The sequence below is a fragment of the Cognatishimia sp. WU-CL00825 genome, assembly GCF_040364665.1.
In the GTDB taxonomy this organism is placed as follows: domain Bacteria; phylum Pseudomonadota; class Alphaproteobacteria; order Rhodobacterales; family Rhodobacteraceae; genus Cognatishimia.
The window spans coordinates 139,080-156,055 of sequence record NZ_BAABWX010000002.1 but is presented as its reverse complement, the minus strand read 5'-3'; the positions used below and the strand labels follow the sequence as shown (position 1 = coordinate 156,055).

Annotated in this window: 17 protein-coding genes; 9 read left to right on the top strand and 8 right to left on the bottom strand. The window is 56.3% G+C overall.

Annotated features, from left to right (window positions below; genetic code table 11):
• From sthA to ABXG94_RS11435, 3 genes are read left to right on the top strand one after another with little or no spacing between them, the layout of a single operon-like run.
• Positions 1 to 1,473: a Si-specific NAD(P)(+) transhydrogenase gene (gene sthA, locus ABXG94_RS11445; RefSeq protein WP_353534297.1), complete on the top strand. Its 1,473-nt coding sequence runs from the start codon at positions 1 to 3 to the stop codon at positions 1,471 to 1,473.
• Positions 1,470 to 1,928, top strand: coding sequence for a YaiI/YqxD family protein (locus tag ABXG94_RS11440; protein ID WP_353534296.1), 459 nt, complete (start codon positions 1,470 to 1,472; stop codon positions 1,926 to 1,928). The genes sthA and ABXG94_RS11440 overlap by 4 nt, the downstream gene beginning before the upstream one ends.
• Before the next feature lie 15 nt (positions 1,929 to 1,943).
• Positions 1,944 to 2,564, top strand: a complete 621-nt coding sequence (locus ABXG94_RS11435) for an HAD-IA family hydrolase (RefSeq protein WP_353534294.1) — start codon at positions 1,944 to 1,946, stop codon at positions 2,562 to 2,564.
• Here ABXG94_RS11435 and ABXG94_RS11430 read toward each other — a convergent pair.
• From ABXG94_RS11430 to ABXG94_RS11420, 3 genes are all read right to left on the bottom strand, one after another.
• Positions 2,561 to 3,799, bottom strand: coding sequence for an MFS transporter (locus ABXG94_RS11430; protein WP_353534293.1), 1,239 nt, complete (start codon positions 3,797 to 3,799; stop codon positions 2,561 to 2,563). The genes ABXG94_RS11435 and ABXG94_RS11430 overlap by 4 nt on opposite strands.
• A 129-nt stretch (positions 3,800 to 3,928) precedes the next feature.
• Positions 3,929 to 5,413 carry an inorganic phosphate transporter gene (locus ABXG94_RS11425; protein WP_353534291.1) on the bottom strand — a complete coding sequence of 495 codons (1,485 nt, stop codon included), beginning with the start codon at positions 5,411 to 5,413 and terminating at the stop codon, positions 3,929 to 3,931.
• 81 nt (positions 5,414 to 5,494) lie between these two features.
• A complete protein-coding gene (locus tag ABXG94_RS11420) occupies positions 5,495 to 5,953 on the bottom strand; it encodes an NUDIX hydrolase (RefSeq protein WP_353534290.1) in 459 nt (152 codons plus the stop codon).
• A gap of 167 nt (positions 5,954 to 6,120) precedes the next feature.
• On the opposite strand from ABXG94_RS11420, the gene zapE reads away from it, so the two are divergent.
• The gene (zapE, locus tag ABXG94_RS11415) at positions 6,121 to 7,188 is read left to right on the top strand and encodes a cell division protein ZapE (protein WP_353534289.1); all 1,068 of its coding nucleotides are present in this window, start codon (positions 6,121 to 6,123) and stop codon (positions 7,186 to 7,188) included.
• Between the two features lie 264 nt (positions 7,189 to 7,452).
• Here zapE and ABXG94_RS11410 read toward each other — a convergent pair whose 3' ends face one another.
• From ABXG94_RS11410 to ABXG94_RS11400, 3 genes are all read right to left on the bottom strand, one after another.
• Entirely contained in the window at positions 7,453 to 8,724 is a 1,272-nt protein-coding gene (locus ABXG94_RS11410; RefSeq protein WP_353534288.1) for a bifunctional folylpolyglutamate synthase/dihydrofolate synthase, read from the bottom strand.
• Between the two features lie 103 nt (positions 8,725 to 8,827).
• Positions 8,828 to 9,787 carry an acetyl-CoA carboxylase, carboxyltransferase subunit beta gene (accD, locus tag ABXG94_RS11405; protein ID WP_353534286.1) on the bottom strand — a complete coding sequence of 320 codons (960 nt, stop codon included), beginning with the start codon at positions 9,785 to 9,787 and terminating at the stop codon, positions 8,828 to 8,830.
• A 61-nt stretch (positions 9,788 to 9,848) separates the two neighbouring features.
• A complete protein-coding gene (locus ABXG94_RS11400; RefSeq protein WP_353534284.1) occupies positions 9,849 to 10,730 on the bottom strand; it encodes a CPBP family intramembrane glutamic endopeptidase in 882 nt (293 codons plus the stop codon).
• Positions 10,731 to 11,003: 273 nt separating this feature from the next.
• Between ABXG94_RS11400 and ABXG94_RS11395 the strand changes: the two genes are divergently transcribed.
• The 3 genes from ABXG94_RS11395 (at position 11,004) to ABXG94_RS11385 (ending at position 14,431) form a co-directional block, all read left to right on the top strand.
• Positions 11,004 to 11,777 carry a DUF6478 family protein gene (locus ABXG94_RS11395; RefSeq protein WP_353534283.1) on the top strand — a complete coding sequence of 258 codons (774 nt, stop codon included), beginning with the start codon at positions 11,004 to 11,006 and terminating at the stop codon, positions 11,775 to 11,777.
• Between the two features lie 10 nt (positions 11,778 to 11,787).
• A complete protein-coding gene (locus ABXG94_RS11390; protein ID WP_353534281.1) occupies positions 11,788 to 12,162 on the top strand; it encodes a hypothetical protein in 375 nt (124 codons plus the stop codon).
• Positions 12,163 to 12,403: 241 nt separating this feature from the next.
• Entirely contained in the window at positions 12,404 to 14,431 is a 2,028-nt protein-coding gene (locus ABXG94_RS11385; RefSeq protein WP_353534280.1) for an FAD-dependent oxidoreductase, read from the top strand.
• 71 nt (positions 14,432 to 14,502) lie between these two features.
• On the opposite strand, the gene ABXG94_RS11380 is transcribed toward ABXG94_RS11385, so the two are convergent.
• Together ABXG94_RS11380 and ABXG94_RS11375 are read right to left on the bottom strand one after the other, a co-directional pair.
• Positions 14,503 to 14,847 carry an antibiotic biosynthesis monooxygenase family protein gene (locus ABXG94_RS11380; protein WP_353534279.1) on the bottom strand — a complete coding sequence of 115 codons (345 nt, stop codon included), beginning with the start codon at positions 14,845 to 14,847 and terminating at the stop codon, positions 14,503 to 14,505.
• Positions 14,844 to 15,167 carry an NIPSNAP family protein gene (locus ABXG94_RS11375; RefSeq protein WP_353534277.1) on the bottom strand — a complete coding sequence of 108 codons (324 nt, stop codon included), beginning with the start codon at positions 15,165 to 15,167 and terminating at the stop codon, positions 14,844 to 14,846. The genes ABXG94_RS11380 and ABXG94_RS11375 overlap by 4 nt, the downstream gene beginning before the upstream one ends.
• A 70-nt stretch (positions 15,168 to 15,237) precedes the next feature.
• Here ABXG94_RS11375 and ABXG94_RS11370 point away from each other — a divergent pair, with 70 nt between their 5' ends.
• The gene (locus ABXG94_RS11370; RefSeq protein WP_353534275.1) at positions 15,238 to 15,918 is read left to right on the top strand and encodes an ArsR/SmtB family transcription factor; all 681 of its coding nucleotides are present in this window, start codon (positions 15,238 to 15,240) and stop codon (positions 15,916 to 15,918) included.
• 146 nt (positions 15,919 to 16,064) lie between these two features.
• A complete protein-coding gene (locus ABXG94_RS11365) occupies positions 16,065 to 16,970 on the top strand; it encodes a LysR family transcriptional regulator (RefSeq protein ID WP_353534274.1) in 906 nt (301 codons plus the stop codon).
• Positions 16,971 to 16,976 lie beyond the last annotated feature (6 nt).

Sequence of the window (16,976 nt, the reverse complement as noted above, 5' to 3'; positions counted from 1 at the left end):
ATGTCACATTATGATCTGATTATCATTGGTTCTGGTCCTGCGGGCCGTGCGGCGGCGGTACAGGCTGGCAAGCTGAAACGCAAAGTCCTGGTGATTGATCGCAAGGACCGGCTGGGCGGCGTGTCGGTGCATACGGGCACAATCCCGTCCAAGACCCTGCGTGAAACCGTGTTGAACCTGTCAGGCTGGCGCGAGCGCAGTTTTTACGGACGCAGCTATCGGGTGAAAGAAGAGATCCGGGCCGAAGACCTGAAAGCGCGGCTGCATATGACCTTGGATTACGAAGTCGATGTGCTGGAGCATCAGTTTAACCGCAACCATGTGGATACCCTGAACGGGGTGGCGAAATTCATTGGTCCCAAGGAAATCGAGGTCGCCACCGAAGGCGGGGAAACCACCACGCTGACGGCGGAGAACTTTTTGATCTCGACCGGCACCAAGACCTATCGGCCTGACACAATCCCGTTTAACGGCACCACAATTGTCGACAGCGATGAGTTTCTGGAAATGGCCACAATCCCGCGGTCGCTGGTGGTTGTGGGGGCTGGGGTGATTGGCGTGGAATATGCCACGATGTTCTCGGCGCTGGATGTCACGGTGACTTTGATTGAACCGCGCGACAGCTTTCTGGACTTTATCGACAAAACCTTGATTGACGACTTCACCCATCAGGTCCGCGAGAACGGTGTGGATTTGCGGTTGGGATCAGCGGTGGAAAAGGTCGAAGAACATGGCGATATGGTCGAGGTCACCATGGCCAACGGCCGCCATGTGCGTGCCGAGATGCTGTTGTTTGCCGCCGGACGTATGGGGGCAACCGATCGGTTGAATTTGGCCGCTGTTGGGTTGGAAACTGACCATCGGGGGCGCATCAGCGTGGACCGCAAAAGCTATCAGACCGCTGTGCCACATATCTATGCCGCAGGCGACGTGATTGGCCACCCAAGTCTGGCCTCGACCTCGATGCAACAAGGGCGTGTGGCGTCGTGTCATGCGCTGGAGACCCCGACCCTGCCAGAAAGCCCGTGGTTTCCCTATGGGATTTATTCGGTGCCGGAAATTTCCACCTGTGGCATGTCCGAGGAAGAGCTGCAGGAACGTGATATTGCCTATGAAGTTGGGGTGGCACGGTTCCGCGAGACTTCTCGGGGGCACATCATGGGGCTGGAACACGGCATGTTGAAAATGCTGTTGTCGCTGAAAACCCGCCGCCTGTTGGGTGTGCAGATTGTTGGCGAAGGCGCTACCGAGCTGATCCACATTGCCCAGGCGGTTTTGAACCTGAAGGGCACCGTGGATTACTTTGTGGAAAACACCTTTAACTATCCCACTTTGGCCGAGGCTTACCGGATTGCCGGGCTGGATGCGTTCAACCGCATGCCGATTCCCGAGGAATTCAAAGCCAAGCGCCAAGAGCGCGAAGCCGAGAAGAAAGCCACGCGGGCCAAGATGAAAGCCGAGGCCAAGTCGTGACCAAAATCTATGTGGATGCGGACGCTTGCCCGGTGAAAGCCGAGGTGGAACGGGTGGCCACGCGGCACAAATTAAAAGTTTTTGTGGTCAGCAACGGCGGGTTGCGGCCCTCGGTCAATCCGATGATCGAAAACGTCATTGTGCCTGATGGGCCGGACGTGGCGGATATGTGGATTGCCGAGCGCGCTGGTGTGGGGGATGTGGTGATCACCGGGGATATTCCCCTGGCCGCCAAATGCGTCGAGGCCGGGGCCAAAGTGCTAAAGCACAATGGCGAGGCGTTAAATGAGCGCAACGTTGGACAGGCTCTTGCGGTGCGGGACTTGATGACAGACCTACGGTCGGCTGACCCCTTTCGTCAGGGTGGTGGCAAAGCGTTTTCCAAGGCTGATCGCAGCCGGTTTCTGGATGCTTTGGAACGTGAAATTCGGGCGGCCAAGGCTGCGAAACCTTAGGATTAGGGTCTAATTATGACTATCCAAGCCGTGATCTTTGATGTCGGGAATGTCTTGATCGAGTGGAACCCAGAGCGGTTTTATGACCGGGTGATTGGGATTGAGAAACGCACAGAGATGTTTGCGGAACTCGATATGCATGACATGAACAATGACATTGATCTGGGGGCACCGTTTCAGCAGCGGATTTATGACTTTGCGGATGAAAACCCCAAATGGGGCGATGAAATTCGCATGTGGCACGACAATTGGTTTGAGCTGGCCAGCCCGGCCATTGACCATTCCTGGCGATTGCTGCGGGCCTTGCGGACCAAAGGGATCAAAGTGTTTGCCCTGTCCAATTTTGGCGTCGATAACTGGCCGCCAGCGGTGAAAGTCTATCCGGTGCTGGGTGAATTTGACCGCGAGTTTATTTCGGGTCGGATGCAGATGGTGAAGCCGTTCAACCGGATCTATGAAAAGGTCGAAGAGGACACCGGGATCGAGCCGGATCAATTGATTTTTACCGACGATCGCGCTGATAACATCGCCACGGCGCGGGCGCGCGGCTGGAAAACCCATTTGTTTGACGGGCCACAGGGCTGGGCAGAACGTCTGGTGGCCGAAGGGCTATTGTCAGAAACAGAGGCGGCCTAGGCACCCGCCGCGGCGGTCAGTGGGCGTTCTTTGATCGGCAGGTGCACAATGGCACTGAAGGCCCCAATACCAACGCCGATCCACCAAACCATGGTGTAGCTGCCATAAATGTCATACATCCGACCGCCCAGCCAAACGCCCAGAAAGCTGCCCAGCTGGTGGCTGAAGAACACGATGCCATACAGCGTGCCCATGTAGCGCAGACCATAGATATGGGCGACCAGACCCGAGGTCAGCGGCACTGTGGCGAGCCACAAAGACCCCATCGCAATTGAAAATATGATCACAGTTGTGGGGGTCATCGGCAGCAGAATAAAGGTGCCTGCAACCACCGTTCGCAAAGCATAGATGGTGGCCAACAGATATTTCTTGGAATAGCGCTTGCCCAGATATCCGGCAAACAATGTGCCGCCAATATTGGCTGCGCCAATCAGCGCGATGGACCATGCACCCAGCTGCGAGGTCTCGGTGATGCCGACAGAGGCCAGAATGCCCGAGGGATCAATGGCACCGCAGACCTCGGTGACAAAGGCCGGGAAATGTGCCGTAATAAAGGCCAATTGGTAGCCACAGGAAAAGAAGCCCAGAAAGATCAGCGTATAGGTTGGGTCGCGGAAAGCCTTTTTCAGGATTGTGCCCATGCTTTCTTCGAGTGCGGCTTTGCTGATCGCAGGCGCGCGCATCAGCGGCAGGGTGAACAACACCAACAGGATGGCGACCGCAAACACCAGAAAGGTGGTCTGCCAGGTCACAAAGCTGAGCATCCATTCCGCCACGGGCGCACCAAAGATCTGGCCGGCGCTGCCGGCGGCGGTGGCAATCGCCAAGGACATCGAGCGGTTTTCGTCAGAGCTTGCCCGGCCCACCACCGCGAGGATCACGCCAAAACCGGTGCCTGCGACACCAAAACCCACAAGGACTTCGTACATCTGATGCGCTTCTGGGGTGACCGCAAAAGACGATAGCACCAGCCCCGCGGCATAGGTGAAGGCCCCTATAATGATGGCCTTGCGGTCGCCGATTTTCTCGGCAATGGCGCCAAAAATCGGCTGACCGATGCCCCAAGCAAGGTTCTGAATGGCGATGGCCAGCGAGAATTCCGCGCGCGGCCAGTTGAATTCTGCGGCAATCGGAATTTGAAACACGCCAAAGCTGGCGCGGATGGCAAAAGACACCAGAATGACGATGCAGCCAACAATGAGAACGGGGGTAAACAGGGGGGTTCGGGCTTGCATCGTGACCTCATGATTGTCGGGCAGATCATGAAGGGCGGCCGGGACTGGGTCAATTCAGCAATTGTGCACGCTGCGTCACGGAAAATGATGGGGATGCCTAGAGCCTGATGTCAGGCTCCGGGCTGGAACTTAAACAATAAAGTTCTGAATGATCAGGAAGATGATCGCTGACAATGTCGCGGCGGCGGGCACTGTGATGACCCAAGCAGCGATGATGGTCAGGAAATGTGAGCGGCGCACCAGTTTGCGACGGCGGCGCTCTTCGGCGGCGACGCGCGGACGATCCGGCTTGGCGTTCAGCGCTTTGCGCAGGCGGCGCTCGGCGTCCCATTCGCGGAAGAATCCCACGCCAAACACACCCCCGACAGCGATGTGGGTCGAGCTAACCGGCAGACCCAGCCAGCTGGCCACAATCACGGTGATGGCCGCAGACAAGGCCACGCAATAGGCGCGCATTGGGTTGAGTTTGGTGATTTGGCTGCCGACCATGCGGATCAGTTTTGGCCCAAAGAGGAACAGGCCAAACGAGATACCAAAGGCCCCGATGATCATCACCCAAAACGGGATCTGGAAAGCCTCGGTGAAAGAGCCAGTGGCGGCGGTTTGCACGATGGCGGCCAGAGGGCCAACCGCATTTGCCACATCATTGGCCCCATGGGCAAAGCTGAGCAAGGCGGCGGAGACCACCAGTGGAATACCAAACAGGATTTTCAGCGATTTATTGCGGTTTTCCAGGCCTTCTGACTGACGGCGGATCACCGGGATCAAGATCAACCAGACCGCCACACCGACGGCTGCGCCAATGCCCAAGGCGGTCATCAGGTCGATTTTGATGATCTTTTTCAGACCTTTAAGTGCCAAGTATGCGGAAAACGCGCCTGCCATAATGCCCACCAAAATCGGCACCCATTTGCGGGCCGCTGCGATCTTGTCAGGCTGGTAGATGATGCGGGATTTAATGAGCCAGAGAAAACCCGCCGCAATTGCGCCACCCAGCACTGGGGAAATCACCCAGCTGGCGGCGATTTTGGACATTGTGGCCCAGTTCACAGCCGCAAAGCTGGCCGCGGCAATGCCCGCACCCATCACGCCGCCCACCACCGAATGGGTGGTCGATACCGGCGCGCCAACCCAGGTGGCCAAATTGACCCAAAGTGCGGACGACAGCAGCGCCGCCATCATTGCCCAAATAAAGGTATTGGCGTCGACCATGGCTTCAGGGGCAATAATGCCTTTGGCGATGGTAGAGACAACATCGCCGCCCGCAAGCAGCGCGCCGAGGCTTTCAAACACCACGGCGATGGCAATGGCACCGCCCATGGTCAGCGCATTGGCCCCAACCGCAGGGCCCATGTTGTTGGCCACGTCATTGGCGCCGATATTGATGGCCATATAGGCCCCGAAACCGGCGGCAATCACCACAATCATCGTGTTGTTGGTTTGCCCCAGAAACAAGGCGGCCATCAGGCCAGCCAGCACGACGAAAACCAAAGCAATGCCTGGACCAACCATAGGTCGGGCCACATAGCCGGTTGCCATTTCTAATGTGGAAATACGGCCCAGGTCTCGATCAAGCGTTTCGAGATGGCGCGCGTCATTGTTGTTGTCAGCCATGTGAGTCCCCAAATTTGGGATCGGCCTATGGTGCTTTGTCTAATAAATCAACAAAAGCTTCATCAAATTGACGCAAAACCGTTACAGATCGCGCAAAATATCACGCAGTTCGGGTTCATGCACCAGATTGGCGGCCTCGGCGGCGGGCACCCATTTTCGATCCCGTTCGTTTGCCTCGGGGAAATCATCTTTGAGGCTCTGCACGTCAACTGGGAAAACCAGGGTTTCAACCGGCACCGTCCAGCCGGTGGCCATACGCTTGTCATAACAATAGCTGCCAATGGATTGCGTGCTGCCATGCCCCTTGCTGACGCCAGCCTCTTCCCAGGCTTCCTGCATTGCGGCCTGCGGCGCGTCCATGCCTTTGATGGGCCAGCCTTTGGGAATGATCCAGCGCCGGGTGTCGCGACTGGTGATCAACAACACGTCTTTGCCGCTGTCAGTGCGACGATAGCACAGCGCCGCGACTTGCAACCTTTTGGGGCGTTGCAACATCGGGCACAGGAAGTCATCCCATGCTTTCTTTAGAAGAAAACTCATTATGTAACCGCCTCGGGTTTTTATCTATTTTTTTTCAAGATAGGCAAAAAAGGCGTAATTTGCAACTATACGGTGCAAGGCATGGCAAACTGGCCAAATTTCAACAGATTGAAAATAGGCGATCTCTGCGGGTTTTCAGCCTAAGCGCGGCGCGCTATGCACAGCCTATGACGACAATGCAGAAGATATATGCGACCAAAGTCGCTGGCGGAGAGTTGAACGCGGATCCGGCCCAAGAGGCGGTGATGGAAGAGTTCCAGCGTATTCGTGACGGGTTGAATGCCGAGCCTGTAAAAACCGGCTGGTTTCGCAAGGCCAAGGCCGAGCCAGTCAAAGGGTTGTATTTGTGGGGCGGCGTGGGTCGTGGCAAATCCATGTTGATGGATCTGTTTGCCGAAGCGCTGGATGTGCCGGTGCGCCGGGTGCATTTTCACGCTTTTATGCAAGAAATTCACGCGGGCATGCATGCGGCGCGTCAGGACGGTGTCGAAGACGCCCTGGCCCCGGTGGCGGCAAAGGTGGCCGAAGATGTGCGGGTGCTGGCCTTTGATGAGATGCAGATTTCAGATATCACCGATGCGATGATCGTTGGGCGGTTGTTTGAGATGTTGTTTGCTGCGGGTGTCACCATTGTTACAACCTCTAACCGGGTGCCTGATGATTTGTATAAACATGGGCTGAACCGGCAGTTGTTTCTGCCTTTCATCGACATCTTGAAAGAACAAATGGTGGTTTGGGAATTGGTCAGCCCCACGGATTACCGGCAGAACCGCCTGTCTGGGCAACAGGTCTATTTTGTACAGGCCTCGGGCGAGGCCCGTGCCCAGATGCGGTCGATTTGGTCAGACCTGACGGGTGGGGCTGCCTCGCCGCTGACCTTGACGGTCAAAGGGCGCGAAGTTGAAATTCCGGCGTTCCGCAATGGCATTGGGCGCGCAACGTTTTTTGATTTGTGCGGCAAGATGCTGGGGCCTGGGGACTATCTGGCGATTGCCGAAGCGTTAAAGGTTTTGGTGCTGGAAGATATTCCACGCTTGAGCCGGAACAACTTTAACGAAGCCAAGCGGTTTGTGACCCTGATTGACGCTTTGTATGAGGCCAAGGTTCAGCTGATTTGTTCCGCTGCGGCACAGCCTGAGATGCTGTATGTCGAAGGCGAAGGCACGTTTGAGTTTGAACGCACGGCCAGCCGGTTGCGGGAAATGCAGGACGCCGCTTGGGGCAAAGGCACTTAAGAAATTGCAGGTTTAAAACGTCTCAGGGGGTACCGAAGTACCCCCTGATCGTCGATAGTTTTGCCTGTATTAGGATTTAAAGGCGCTGCTCGGCCACCTTGTATCCTACTGCCATCATTGAAAAAAGTTCTGCTGAAGTGACTATACGCTGGCCTGTGCGAATCGGTCAAGTGGTGATGATTCGTTTTCTGCGAATCAATGGCACAGCGATTCGCAGAAGTGAGTCGTTTCAAAGGCTTAGGCGTAAAGTTTTTTTCTGAGACTTCAGCCGTTTTCGCGCAGGATATTGCCCGCCAGATAAAGCGAGCCGCAAATCAGCACGCGGCTGTTCGGGTTTTCGGCGACGATAGCATCTAGGGCTGCCTGCACGGATGCAGAGGTCCGAGAGGTGAAGCCAACTTGTTTAGCGGCCAACGCGGTGGCTTCGGCGGGCAAGGTGTTGGCCTCACCAGGGATCGATACCGCGCTTAGAGACTGGGCCTGCGTTTGCAGCGGCGCAAGATAGCCAGTGACATCTTTGGTGTTCAGCATGCCACAAATCAGATGGGTCGGGCCATGGGGCAATGTGGCCAGCAGATCCGCCAATGCTTGGCCAGCGGCAGCGTTGTGGCCGCCATCCAGCCAAAGCTCTGCGTCCGGCGCAGATTGGGTCAGCGGGCCGGTTTTGAGACGCTGCATGCGCGCAGGCCAGACGGCGTTGGTCATCGCGGCTTCGCAGGCGGTCTCGTCGGCGCCGATATGGCGTAATGCTGCCAGCGCAGCCCCGGCATTGATGACCTGATGCGCGCCCAAGAGCGCGGGCATCGGCAGGTCCAGCAGGCCGTTGTCGTCTTGGAAAATCAGGCGGCCGCGTTCTGTGCTGACGTGCCAGTGTTGCCCATAGACCAAAAGCGGTGCCCCCAGACGTTGCGCCGTGTCTTCGATCACCTGTAGCGCGTCGTCTTGTTGAGGGCCAACCACACAAGGCACGCCGCGTTTGATGATACCGGCTTTTTCAGCGGCGATTTTTGGCAGGGTGTCGCCCAAAAATTGTTCATGATCAATCGAGACCGGGGTGATCACCGACAGGGCTGGTGTGATCACATTGGTGGCGTCCAAACGCCCACCAAGACCGACTTCGAGCAGGGTGTAATCCGCCTTGCTGCGCGCAAAGGCCAGAAAGGCAGCGCAGGTGGTGATTTCAAAATAGGTGATGCTGATGCCACCGTTTTTGGCATAGCACTCGTCCAGCATCGCCGTCAGATGATCTTCGGTGATCAAATCGCCAGCCAGCCGGATGCGTTCGTGGAATCGGGCCAGATGCGGCGAGGTATAGGCATGGGCGGTTTTGCCCATGGCCTCGATCCCGGTACGGATCATCGCCTGTGTTGAGCCTTTGCCATTGGTGCCCGCAATATGGATGGCCGGGGGAATGTTTTCTTGTGGGTTGTCCAAAGCCCCCAGCAAGCGCCACATGCGGTCCAAAGTCAGATCAATGATCTTGGGGTGCAGGGCCATCATACGATCAAGGATGGCATCGGATGTGTGGGCGGTCATGGCGGGCCTTTGTAAATGGGCTTTGAAATCAAGATAGCGCTATATAAAAAACGCGCCCGGCTCAATGCGGGGCGCGTCTGGTAAGCTTGAAAAAACGACGTTACTAAGGTGTTTCTGTTGCGGGTACGTCTTGGCCGGCAGTTTCCGCGGGTGCTGGTTCTGCCGCGGGGTCGTCCGATTTGTCAGGCGCAGGCAGATCTGCGGTAATGGCCGGAGACTTGCCAAGCAACATGCGGGTGATGGCGATCAACTCGCCACGCAGCTCGGTGCGTTTGGTGACACGGTCCAGCATGCCGTGATCCAGAAGGTATTCAGCGCGCTGGAAGCCCTCGGGCAGTTTTTCACCGATGGTTTGTTCGATCACGCGCGCCCCGGCAAAACCGATCAACGCGTTGGGTTCGGAAATATGCACATCGCCCAGCATCGCATAAGACGCGGTGACGCCCCCGGTGGTTGGGTGGGTCAGAACCACGATATATGGCAGGCCTGCCTCTTTTAGCATTTGGATCGCGATGGTTGTGCGCGGCATTTGCATCAGGCCAAGGATGCCTTCTTGCATACGCGCGCCACCGGCAGCGGAAAACAGGATAAATGGGCGATTCATTTCCACGGCGCGTTCAGCACCGGCCAGAATCGCATTGCCGACATACATCGACATCGAGCCGCCCATAAACGAGAAGTCTTGCGCAGCGGCCACGATGGGCGTGCGGCCCATTTCACCTTCGGCCACCAGCATGGCCTCGGCCTCGCCGGTTTTCTTTTGCGCGGCCTTCATGCGGTCAGGGTATTTCTTTTGGTCTTTGAAATGCAGCGGGTCTGCCACCGGCGCAGGCACTGAAATCTCGGTGAAAATCCCACCATCAAACAGCGAAATAAACCGATCACGCGGGGCAATGCCCATGTGGTGGTCACATTGCGTGCAGACATTCAGATTGTCTTTGAGCTCGCGGTGGAACAGCATTGTGCCGCATTCCGGGCATTTTGACCAAAGATTCTCGGGCACTTCGCGACGCGAGAAAATCGAGTTAATCCGCGGGCGGACATAATTGGTGATCCAGTTCATACGCGTTACCCCTACGTTCGCGAAACATCTGTGAAATAAGCTGCAATGACAGGAATTGCAATCAGCGCCTTATGGCAATTCGTGCAACAAGCCAAAGACACAGCAGGGCCAGACCCTCTGTCCAAAGCGCCGCGCGCAGAATGTCGGTGTTTTGCGGCGCATAAGAGGTCGACAATAGCGCCAGGCCGTCCCAATGCGATTGCATCGAAACTATCAAAATCGCACTGACATTATTGACAAAATGCAGGGCGATCGCTGGCCCTAGAGAGCCGGAGCGCGCTGTGAGGTCTGCGGCGGCGCAGCCAAAAGCCATGCTCCAGATGGCGATGAGCAGTGCATTGTCGCCATAGGTGTCGGGGCTGTAATGCAGAAAGCCAAACAACAGGCTGGGCAAAACCATCCAGACAAGCGGATGGGTTGAGCGCGCCGCCAGCTGGCTTTGAAAATAGCCCCGAAAGATCAGCTCTTCGGTGGTGACCTGCACCAATACCGCCGTAAGCCCAAGCGGCAACCAGGGCAACCACTGCGAAAACGACAGATTGAAATGCGGGCGCATCACCTCGGGTACTGGCAGGATCAGGATCACCGCAACCATGATCAGGCCCAGACGCATCACGCGAAAGAAATCCCTGTAGACCAGCGTCACGGGCCCAAGCAGGCTGCGCAGACCGCGTTGATGCATCAACCGCAAGACAACCCAAAGGGCGGCCACTGATGTGAGAAAGGAAAACAGCACCAATAGCACGCCGCGTGGTGTGCTGCCTTGCCCCATCTCAGAAATCAGGGTGTCTCCATCCACTTGCCCAAGCAAGATTTGTCCAAGGGCCAGATTAAAGGCACCAATACTGAGAAAAAGCATAACAAGACTGGCCAGCAATCTTGGCAAACTGGCAGAGGCGCGGGCCGCCTGAATCAAAGCTTCGTGAGGCGCATATTGTGACATAGCTTTGGCCTAACGGGTTTTCAGACACAGGTATAGAGGTTTTGAGATCTGAGCCACGAAGGGTGCGTTGGCAGGTGCCAAAATGTTTGTCCGTCTTGCCAAACACATAGCCATGATTGCAACAAAGGCGCACAGGGACAAAATAAATGTCGATAAAGCGCCCAGGGACCCGAATGGACGTTTGTTTCAAATAAACCATTCGGATACACAATAGAGCAACGCAGCGCGAATTGTTTCCAGTTCGACATCAGTATCAATAAGACGCGGGGCAGAATGGCACAGAAGACGGGCAAGGCTTGGCAGGTATTTTTACAACGTGGCGTGGCGCGATTTTGGGCGCAGTCTGCGCGCGAAGTTGTCGATATGGACCTGTCCACATTACGGCGCCGGCGGTTTCAGGCCCGGCGGTTGCGCACCCATCTTGATACGTTGATTGCCACGGCTGAAAGCCGTCTTGCGCTGCCGATCATCGGGTCAAATACCTTTCCCAAGCCCCATGGCACCGATTGGGCCTGGCGGCCACGCATCTGGCGGGAATCCCTGCCCACCAAAGGCATTGTGGCGGTGCAGAGCAAAGAGCCGCTTGGTGATGAGGTGACCTTGTTTCACGACTGCAAAATATCGGAAATGACCCTGCGCCAGATGCGCAACACCCGCGAGAAAGATCTGGCACCCTTTGGGGTGCGGCTGGATGTCTTTCGGTTTGACGGTTCGTTTTTGTCCTTGGTGGTCGATCTTCCCAAGGAGGCCATTCAGGACCTGTCGCGGCAATTTTTGATCCGCATGGACACCATTGTTGAAATGGAAAAACCACTGGAAATCTTTGCCCGTTTGAACATCAAACATGGGCCGAACACTGAACAGATCGTGCGTGAACTGCCGCTGCACGAGGAAGATATCATGGTGGAGTTTGACCTGGCCTATTCAAAACTAAACGAAAAGCGCATTGAAAAGGCCTGGATCGATCTGATTTTTGAAGGTCCGGAAATGAACCAGGTCATTCTGCGCGATGTCACTTTTAGCCGCCGCCCGCGGGCAGATATGTAAGGAAGAAGCGATGAATGATTATACGCTGACAAAGACTCGTTTGTTTGAGGGCATCTGGGAAGGTGTGGTCAGTGCAAGCGATTTGGAATTGCCGATGCCCACCATTCAGGCCACCCATCTGGAACAAGTTTTGGAAAAGGTTGTTTTGTCAGAGATGGACAAGGGGCAATGGGGCTTGCGCATACCGATTCCAGCCAGCACTTTGGCAGATGGCGTGCAAACCATTCTGATCCGCGACGCCATTGCTGACGAAACCCTAGAGGTGATCACCTTGATTTCCGGCGAGGCATTGGCGGGGGATATTCGGTCTGAAATGGATTTATTGCGCGCAGAACTTGATATGCTGAAACGGGCCTTTCGCAGGCACTGTTTGGAAACCATGTAAGAAGAAATGTTGGGGCTGGGATTTCTCCCAGCAGGTGACCCACAAAGCAAGCAATCGAAAAAAGACCTGACAACCCCGAGATGTGTTTAGCAGGATTGTTCGCCAAAAGATACGTGCATCACGCGGTCGTGATCTCGCCGCCTTGTCGAAATCGTGCCTGACCTTAGGTCCGGTGACGCGGCGTTGCGGGTGACAGGGCGCTTTTGCAAAGGCACAGTTTTCAAAACAGCCGGAGACTAAAATGACACGCTATCCGAATATGCTGGCCCCGCTGGATCTGGGATTCACCACGCTGAAAAACCGCGTGTTGATGGGGTCGATGCACACCGGGTTGGAAGAAACCAAAGACTGGAACCGTGTCGCGGAATTTTATGCGGAACGGGCGCGCGGGGGCGTGGCGTTGATGGTCACCGGCGGTATGGCACCCAACCCGGAAGGCGGGGTTTTTCCGGGGGCTGCCGGGCTGTTTAACGAGGATGACATCACAAATCACCGGGTGGTCACAGACCGGGTGCATGAACATGGCGGCAAGATCGCCATGCAGATTTTGCACGCTGGGCGGTATGCCTATGGGCCAGATTGCGTCAGTGCCTCAGCTATCAAATCGCCGATATCGCCGTTTGCCCCCAAAGCCTTGGACGAAGCGGGCATTGAAAAGCAGATTTCTGACATGGTGACATCTGCAGTGCGTGCGCGTGCGGCGGGCTATGATGGGGTCGAGATCATGGGGTCAGAAGGTTATTTTCTGAACCAATTCTTGGTCACCCATACCAATAAGCGCGAAGACCGCTGGGGCGGGTCGTATGAAAACCGCATGCGGTTGCCCATAGAAGTGGTGCGCCGGTGTCGCGCCGCGGTGGGTCCTGATTTCATCATCATTTTCCGCATCAGCATGATTGATCTGATCCCAAATGGATCGAGCCACGACGAAGTGGTGCAACTGGCCCAAGCGATCGAGGCGGCTGGGGCGACGATCTTAAACACCGGGATTGGCTGGCACGAGGCACGTATTCCGACCATTGCCACCAGCGTGCCGCGCCGTGCCTTTGCCTGGGTGACGCAAAAGTTGATGGGCAAGGTTGGTATTCCGGTGATCACCAGCAACCGGATCAACACGCCAGAGGTGGCCGAGACGGTTCTGGCTGAAGGCTGCGCTGATATGGTCAGCATGGCGCGGCCGTTTTTGGCAGACAGCCAGTTTGTGGTGAAAGCGCAGGCCGGACGCAGTGACGCGATTGCCCCCTGTATTGCCTGTAACCAAGCTTGTTTGGACCATACGTTTGGCGGCAAGATGTCAAGCTGTCTGGTGAACCCGCGCGCCTGTCATGAGACAGAATTGAAAATCAGCAAAGCCACCGATGTCAAATCCGTCGCAGTTGTTGGCGCGGGACCGGCTGGTTTGTCGGCGGCATTAACGGCGGCGGAACGCGGCCATGCGGTGACGCTGTTTGACCGCGACACCCAGATTGGCGGGCAATTGAATGTGGCCAAACAAGTGCCGGGCAAAGAAGAGTTCTGGGGGCTGGTCGACTGGTATGCGGTCATGCTGCGCGAGATGGGGGTGACAGTGCAACTGGGGCAAGTTGTTGGGGCCACAGACCTGACGGGCTTTGACGAGGTGATCCTTGCAACCGGCGTGGTGCCACGCGATCCCGGCATTGCCGGCCAAGACCACCCGATGGTGCTGAGTTATCTGGATGTGCTGAAACACAAAGCAGATGTAGGCCCGCGTGTGGCTGTGATTGGCGCAGGTGGCATTGGCTTTGATGTGGCGGAATACCTGGTGCACGAGGGCGAAAGCCCAAGCGAGAATTTAGGGGCCTGGCTGAAGGAATGGGGTGTGGGTGACCCAGAACGGATGCGCGGTGGGCTGGTGCCAGAGGGGGCGCAGCCCAGCAGTGCCGCGCGCGAGGTGATCCTGTTGCAGCGCAAGGCCAAAGCGCTGGGCAAAGGGCTGGGCAAAACCACAGGCTGGATCCACCGCATGGCTCTGCGGATGAAAAAGGTACGCATGGTCGGCGGCGTGAATTATGAACACATTGATGATGCGGGGCTGCATATCTCTTATGGGCAAGCGCATGAAAACCCTGAGGTGATCGCTGTGGACAATGTGGTGCTATGTGCCGGGCAATTGCCGGATCGCGCCTTGGCAGATGTGCTGGAAGAGCGTGGCTTGAATTGTCATGTGATCGGCGGGGCGGATGTGGCCGCAGAATTGGATGCCAAACGCGCCATCAATCAGGGTGTGCGTCTGGCTGCGGCGCTTTAAGGGGGCGCTGCCCCCGCCGTTGAAATTGCATCTCAACGACTCCCCCAGAGTATTTAAGGAAAGATGAAATCTTAGCCGTGTTGGCCGCGACTGTCCTTGGGGGCCTCGGCGCGGTCTGTCATGCCGTAGTCACGCAACACATGCAGCACTTTTAGCCTGTAGTCAGCGAATATGCCTGCGCGGCCCCTAGATTGCGCGCCGCGATGTTTCTCGAGGCGACGCCAGTCACTGACCGCCTGTTCGTCGCGGTAATAGGACAAGGACAGCAGCTTGTCGGGGTTTGTCAGGCTTTGAAAGCGTTCGACAGAGATAAAGCCGTCAATACTGGCCAGCAGGGGTTTGAGCTCGGCGGCGATTTCGAGGTAATCGGCTTTGCGCCCCTCGGCGATTTCGACTTCGAATAGGACTGCGATCATGATGACGTTCCATGTGGGGTTGAGGCGAGTTTCAGGAAGCAGCGGTCTTCGCGCAAGATAAATCGTTCTTTCTTGGCAAACGCATAGTTGGCGCGCCCAAAGGGGTCAGCCGCAAGCCGGGCGCGATAGGCCTCATATGCGGCCAGGCTGGCGATGTTATAGATCCCATAGGCTAGGGTACTGGAGCCCTCGTGCGGGGTGTAATAGCCAATGAGATCCGCACCATTGCGCGGAATGGCCTGGCCCCAATTGCGGGCGTATTGGGCAAATTGGTCTTGTTTGTTGGGATCGATCTGGTAGCGGATGATGCAGGTGAGCATGATGTGGCCTTTCTGTGGGCCCCCAGTTTAGCCACTTGCAACACGTCTATGGTTCGGTGATGATCAAACCATGAAGGAAGGTCCAGATATCGCCCGTATCGCCGCGCTGATCGGCGACCCCGCCCGCGCCAATATCCTATCCGCCTTGATGAGCGGCAAGGCTTTGACGGCCACGGAATTGGCGCATGAGGCGGGCGTGCTTTTGCCAACCACTTCTAGTCATATGGCAAAACTGCTGGATGGCGGGCTGGTGACAGTACGCAAATCCGGGCGGCATAAATATTTCACCCTGGCTTCAGAGGATGTGGCGCAGGTGTTGGAGGCTTTGATGGGATTGGCCGCCGGCCATGGTCATCTGCGCAGCCGCACCGGCCCAAGGGACGCTGACATGCGGCGCGCCCGGGTCTGCTATAACCACTTGGCAGGGGAGATGGGGGTGCAAATGTATCGGACGATGCAGCGGCGCGGGCATCTGAAAGTGGCCAAATCTGGCCTGGAACTGACAGATTCTGGTGCCCGCTTTGTTTCCGAATTGGGAATCAATCTGGATGCATTACCCCCAGGACGCGCGCCAATCTGCAAAGAATGCCTGGATTGGAGCGCCCGCGAGAACCATTTGGCAGGGAAACTGGGCCGGGCATTGTTGGCGGAATTTATCGCCAAGGGATGGGCCAAACGTCAAGAAAACAGTCGTATTGTGCGATTTTCACGCGTCGGTGCGCAGCAGTTTGCGGCGGTGTTTTCTGCATAATGGGCGCAAATCGCCCGCACTGTTGCGCTGTTTCCGCGCCCTAAACGATCCTTGCTAAAACCCTGATATTGTCTGCGCACTGCCCCTTTCGTGCCGCATTTCATCGTCAAACCTAGGTCAACAAATGAGACTAAAGGATTTGCCAGATGGATCGCCTAACGGAAATGGAAGCTTTTGCCACGGTTGTAGACCAAGGTGGGTTTACCGATGCGGCCAAGAAGATGGGGATCTCTAAATCCGCGGTTTCTAAACATGTATCAAGTTTAGAAGCCCGGCTTGGTGCCCGGCTTTTGAACCGAACCACACGCCGGGTCAGCCCAACGGAAATTGGATTGGCCTATTACGACCGTGCTCGCCGCGTTTTAAATGACGCTGGAGAAGCGGATGCGCTTGTGACTTCGATGCAATCAGCGCCCTCGGGTCTGTTGCGCATCAGCGTGGCCACCGACTTTGGGGTGAACCACCTAAGCCCGGTGCTCGGAGAATTCCTGTCGGACTTCCCGGAAATCACCGTGAATATGGTGCTGAACAACCGCTATGTGGAATTGATATCAGAGGGCTTTGATATGGCCATCCGCATTGGGGAACTGGAAGACAGTTCGTTGCGGGCCAGAAAACTGACAGACACCACGCGGCGCATGATTGCCAGCCCAGATTATATTGCCAAACACGGGCGTCCGCAGAAAATCGACGATCTGAACGAGCATAAGTTGCTGCATTATTCCAGCCAGTCCAATGGGGCGGTGTGGAAACTGACAGCGCCTTCGGGTGAAAAACGTCAGGTGCGCACGGCCGGTTGGTTGAGTGTGAATGATGGGCAATCCTTGCTGAACGCCGCAGTGGCGGGTTTGGGCATCGCCTATTTGCCAAGCTTTCTGTATGCCGAAGCCATGGAACAGGGTTTGGTCGAAGACGTTATTCCGGAATTGCCGATGGAAACCCAAGGCATCTATGCGGTCTATCCGCCCGGACGCTTTACCCAGCCCAAGGTGCGCGCCTTTATCGACTTTCTGGTGCATGCCTTTGCAGACAAAGGCCCAAGCGTCTGGTAGTGTCGC

Bases quoted from the DNA above. Each gene is read 5' to 3' on its own strand.
- ABXG94_RS11395 (WP_353534283.1), top strand. From the start codon at position 11,004: ATGGCACAGAAGACGGGCAAGGCTTGGCAGGTATTTTTACAACGTGGC.
- ABXG94_RS11380 (WP_353534279.1), bottom strand. From the start codon at position 14,847: ATGATCGCAGTCCTATTCGAAGTCGAAATCGCCGAGGGGCGCAAAGCC.
- ABXG94_RS11365 (WP_353534274.1), top strand. From the start codon at position 16,065: ATGGATCGCCTAACGGAAATGGAAGCTTTTGCCACGGTTGTAGACCAA.
- ABXG94_RS11370 (WP_353534275.1), top strand. From the start codon at position 15,238: ATGAAGGAAGGTCCAGATATCGCCCGTATCGCCGCGCTGATCGGCGAC.
- ABXG94_RS11400 (WP_353534284.1), bottom strand. From the start codon at position 10,730: ATGTCACAATATGCGCCTCACGAAGCTTTGATTCAGGCGGCCCGCGCC.
- accD (WP_353534286.1), bottom strand. From the start codon at position 9,787: ATGAACTGGATCACCAATTATGTCCGCCCGCGGATTAACTCGATTTTC.
- sthA (WP_353534297.1), top strand. From the start codon at position 1: ATGTCACATTATGATCTGATTATCATTGGTTCTGGTCCTGCGGGCCGT.
- ABXG94_RS11430 (WP_353534293.1), bottom strand. From the start codon at position 3,799: ATGCAAGCCCGAACCCCCCTGTTTACCCCCGTTCTCATTGTTGGCTGC.
- ABXG94_RS11420 (WP_353534290.1), bottom strand. From the start codon at position 5,953: ATGAGTTTTCTTCTAAAGAAAGCATGGGATGACTTCCTGTGCCCGATG.
- zapE (WP_353534289.1), top strand. From the start codon at position 6,121: ATGACGACAATGCAGAAGATATATGCGACCAAAGTCGCTGGCGGAGAG.
- ABXG94_RS11410 (WP_353534288.1), bottom strand. From the start codon at position 8,724: ATGACCGCCCACACATCCGATGCCATCCTTGATCGTATGATGGCCCTG.
- ABXG94_RS11425 (WP_353534291.1), bottom strand. From the start codon at position 5,413: ATGGCTGACAACAACAATGACGCGCGCCATCTCGAAACGCTTGATCGA.
- ABXG94_RS11390 (WP_353534281.1), top strand. From the start codon at position 11,788: ATGAATGATTATACGCTGACAAAGACTCGTTTGTTTGAGGGCATCTGG.
- ABXG94_RS11435 (WP_353534294.1), top strand. From the start codon at position 1,944: ATGACTATCCAAGCCGTGATCTTTGATGTCGGGAATGTCTTGATCGAG.
- ABXG94_RS11385 (WP_353534280.1), top strand. From the start codon at position 12,404: ATGACACGCTATCCGAATATGCTGGCCCCGCTGGATCTGGGATTCACC.
- ABXG94_RS11375 (WP_353534277.1), bottom strand. From the start codon at position 15,167: ATGCTCACCTGCATCATCCGCTACCAGATCGATCCCAACAAACAAGAC.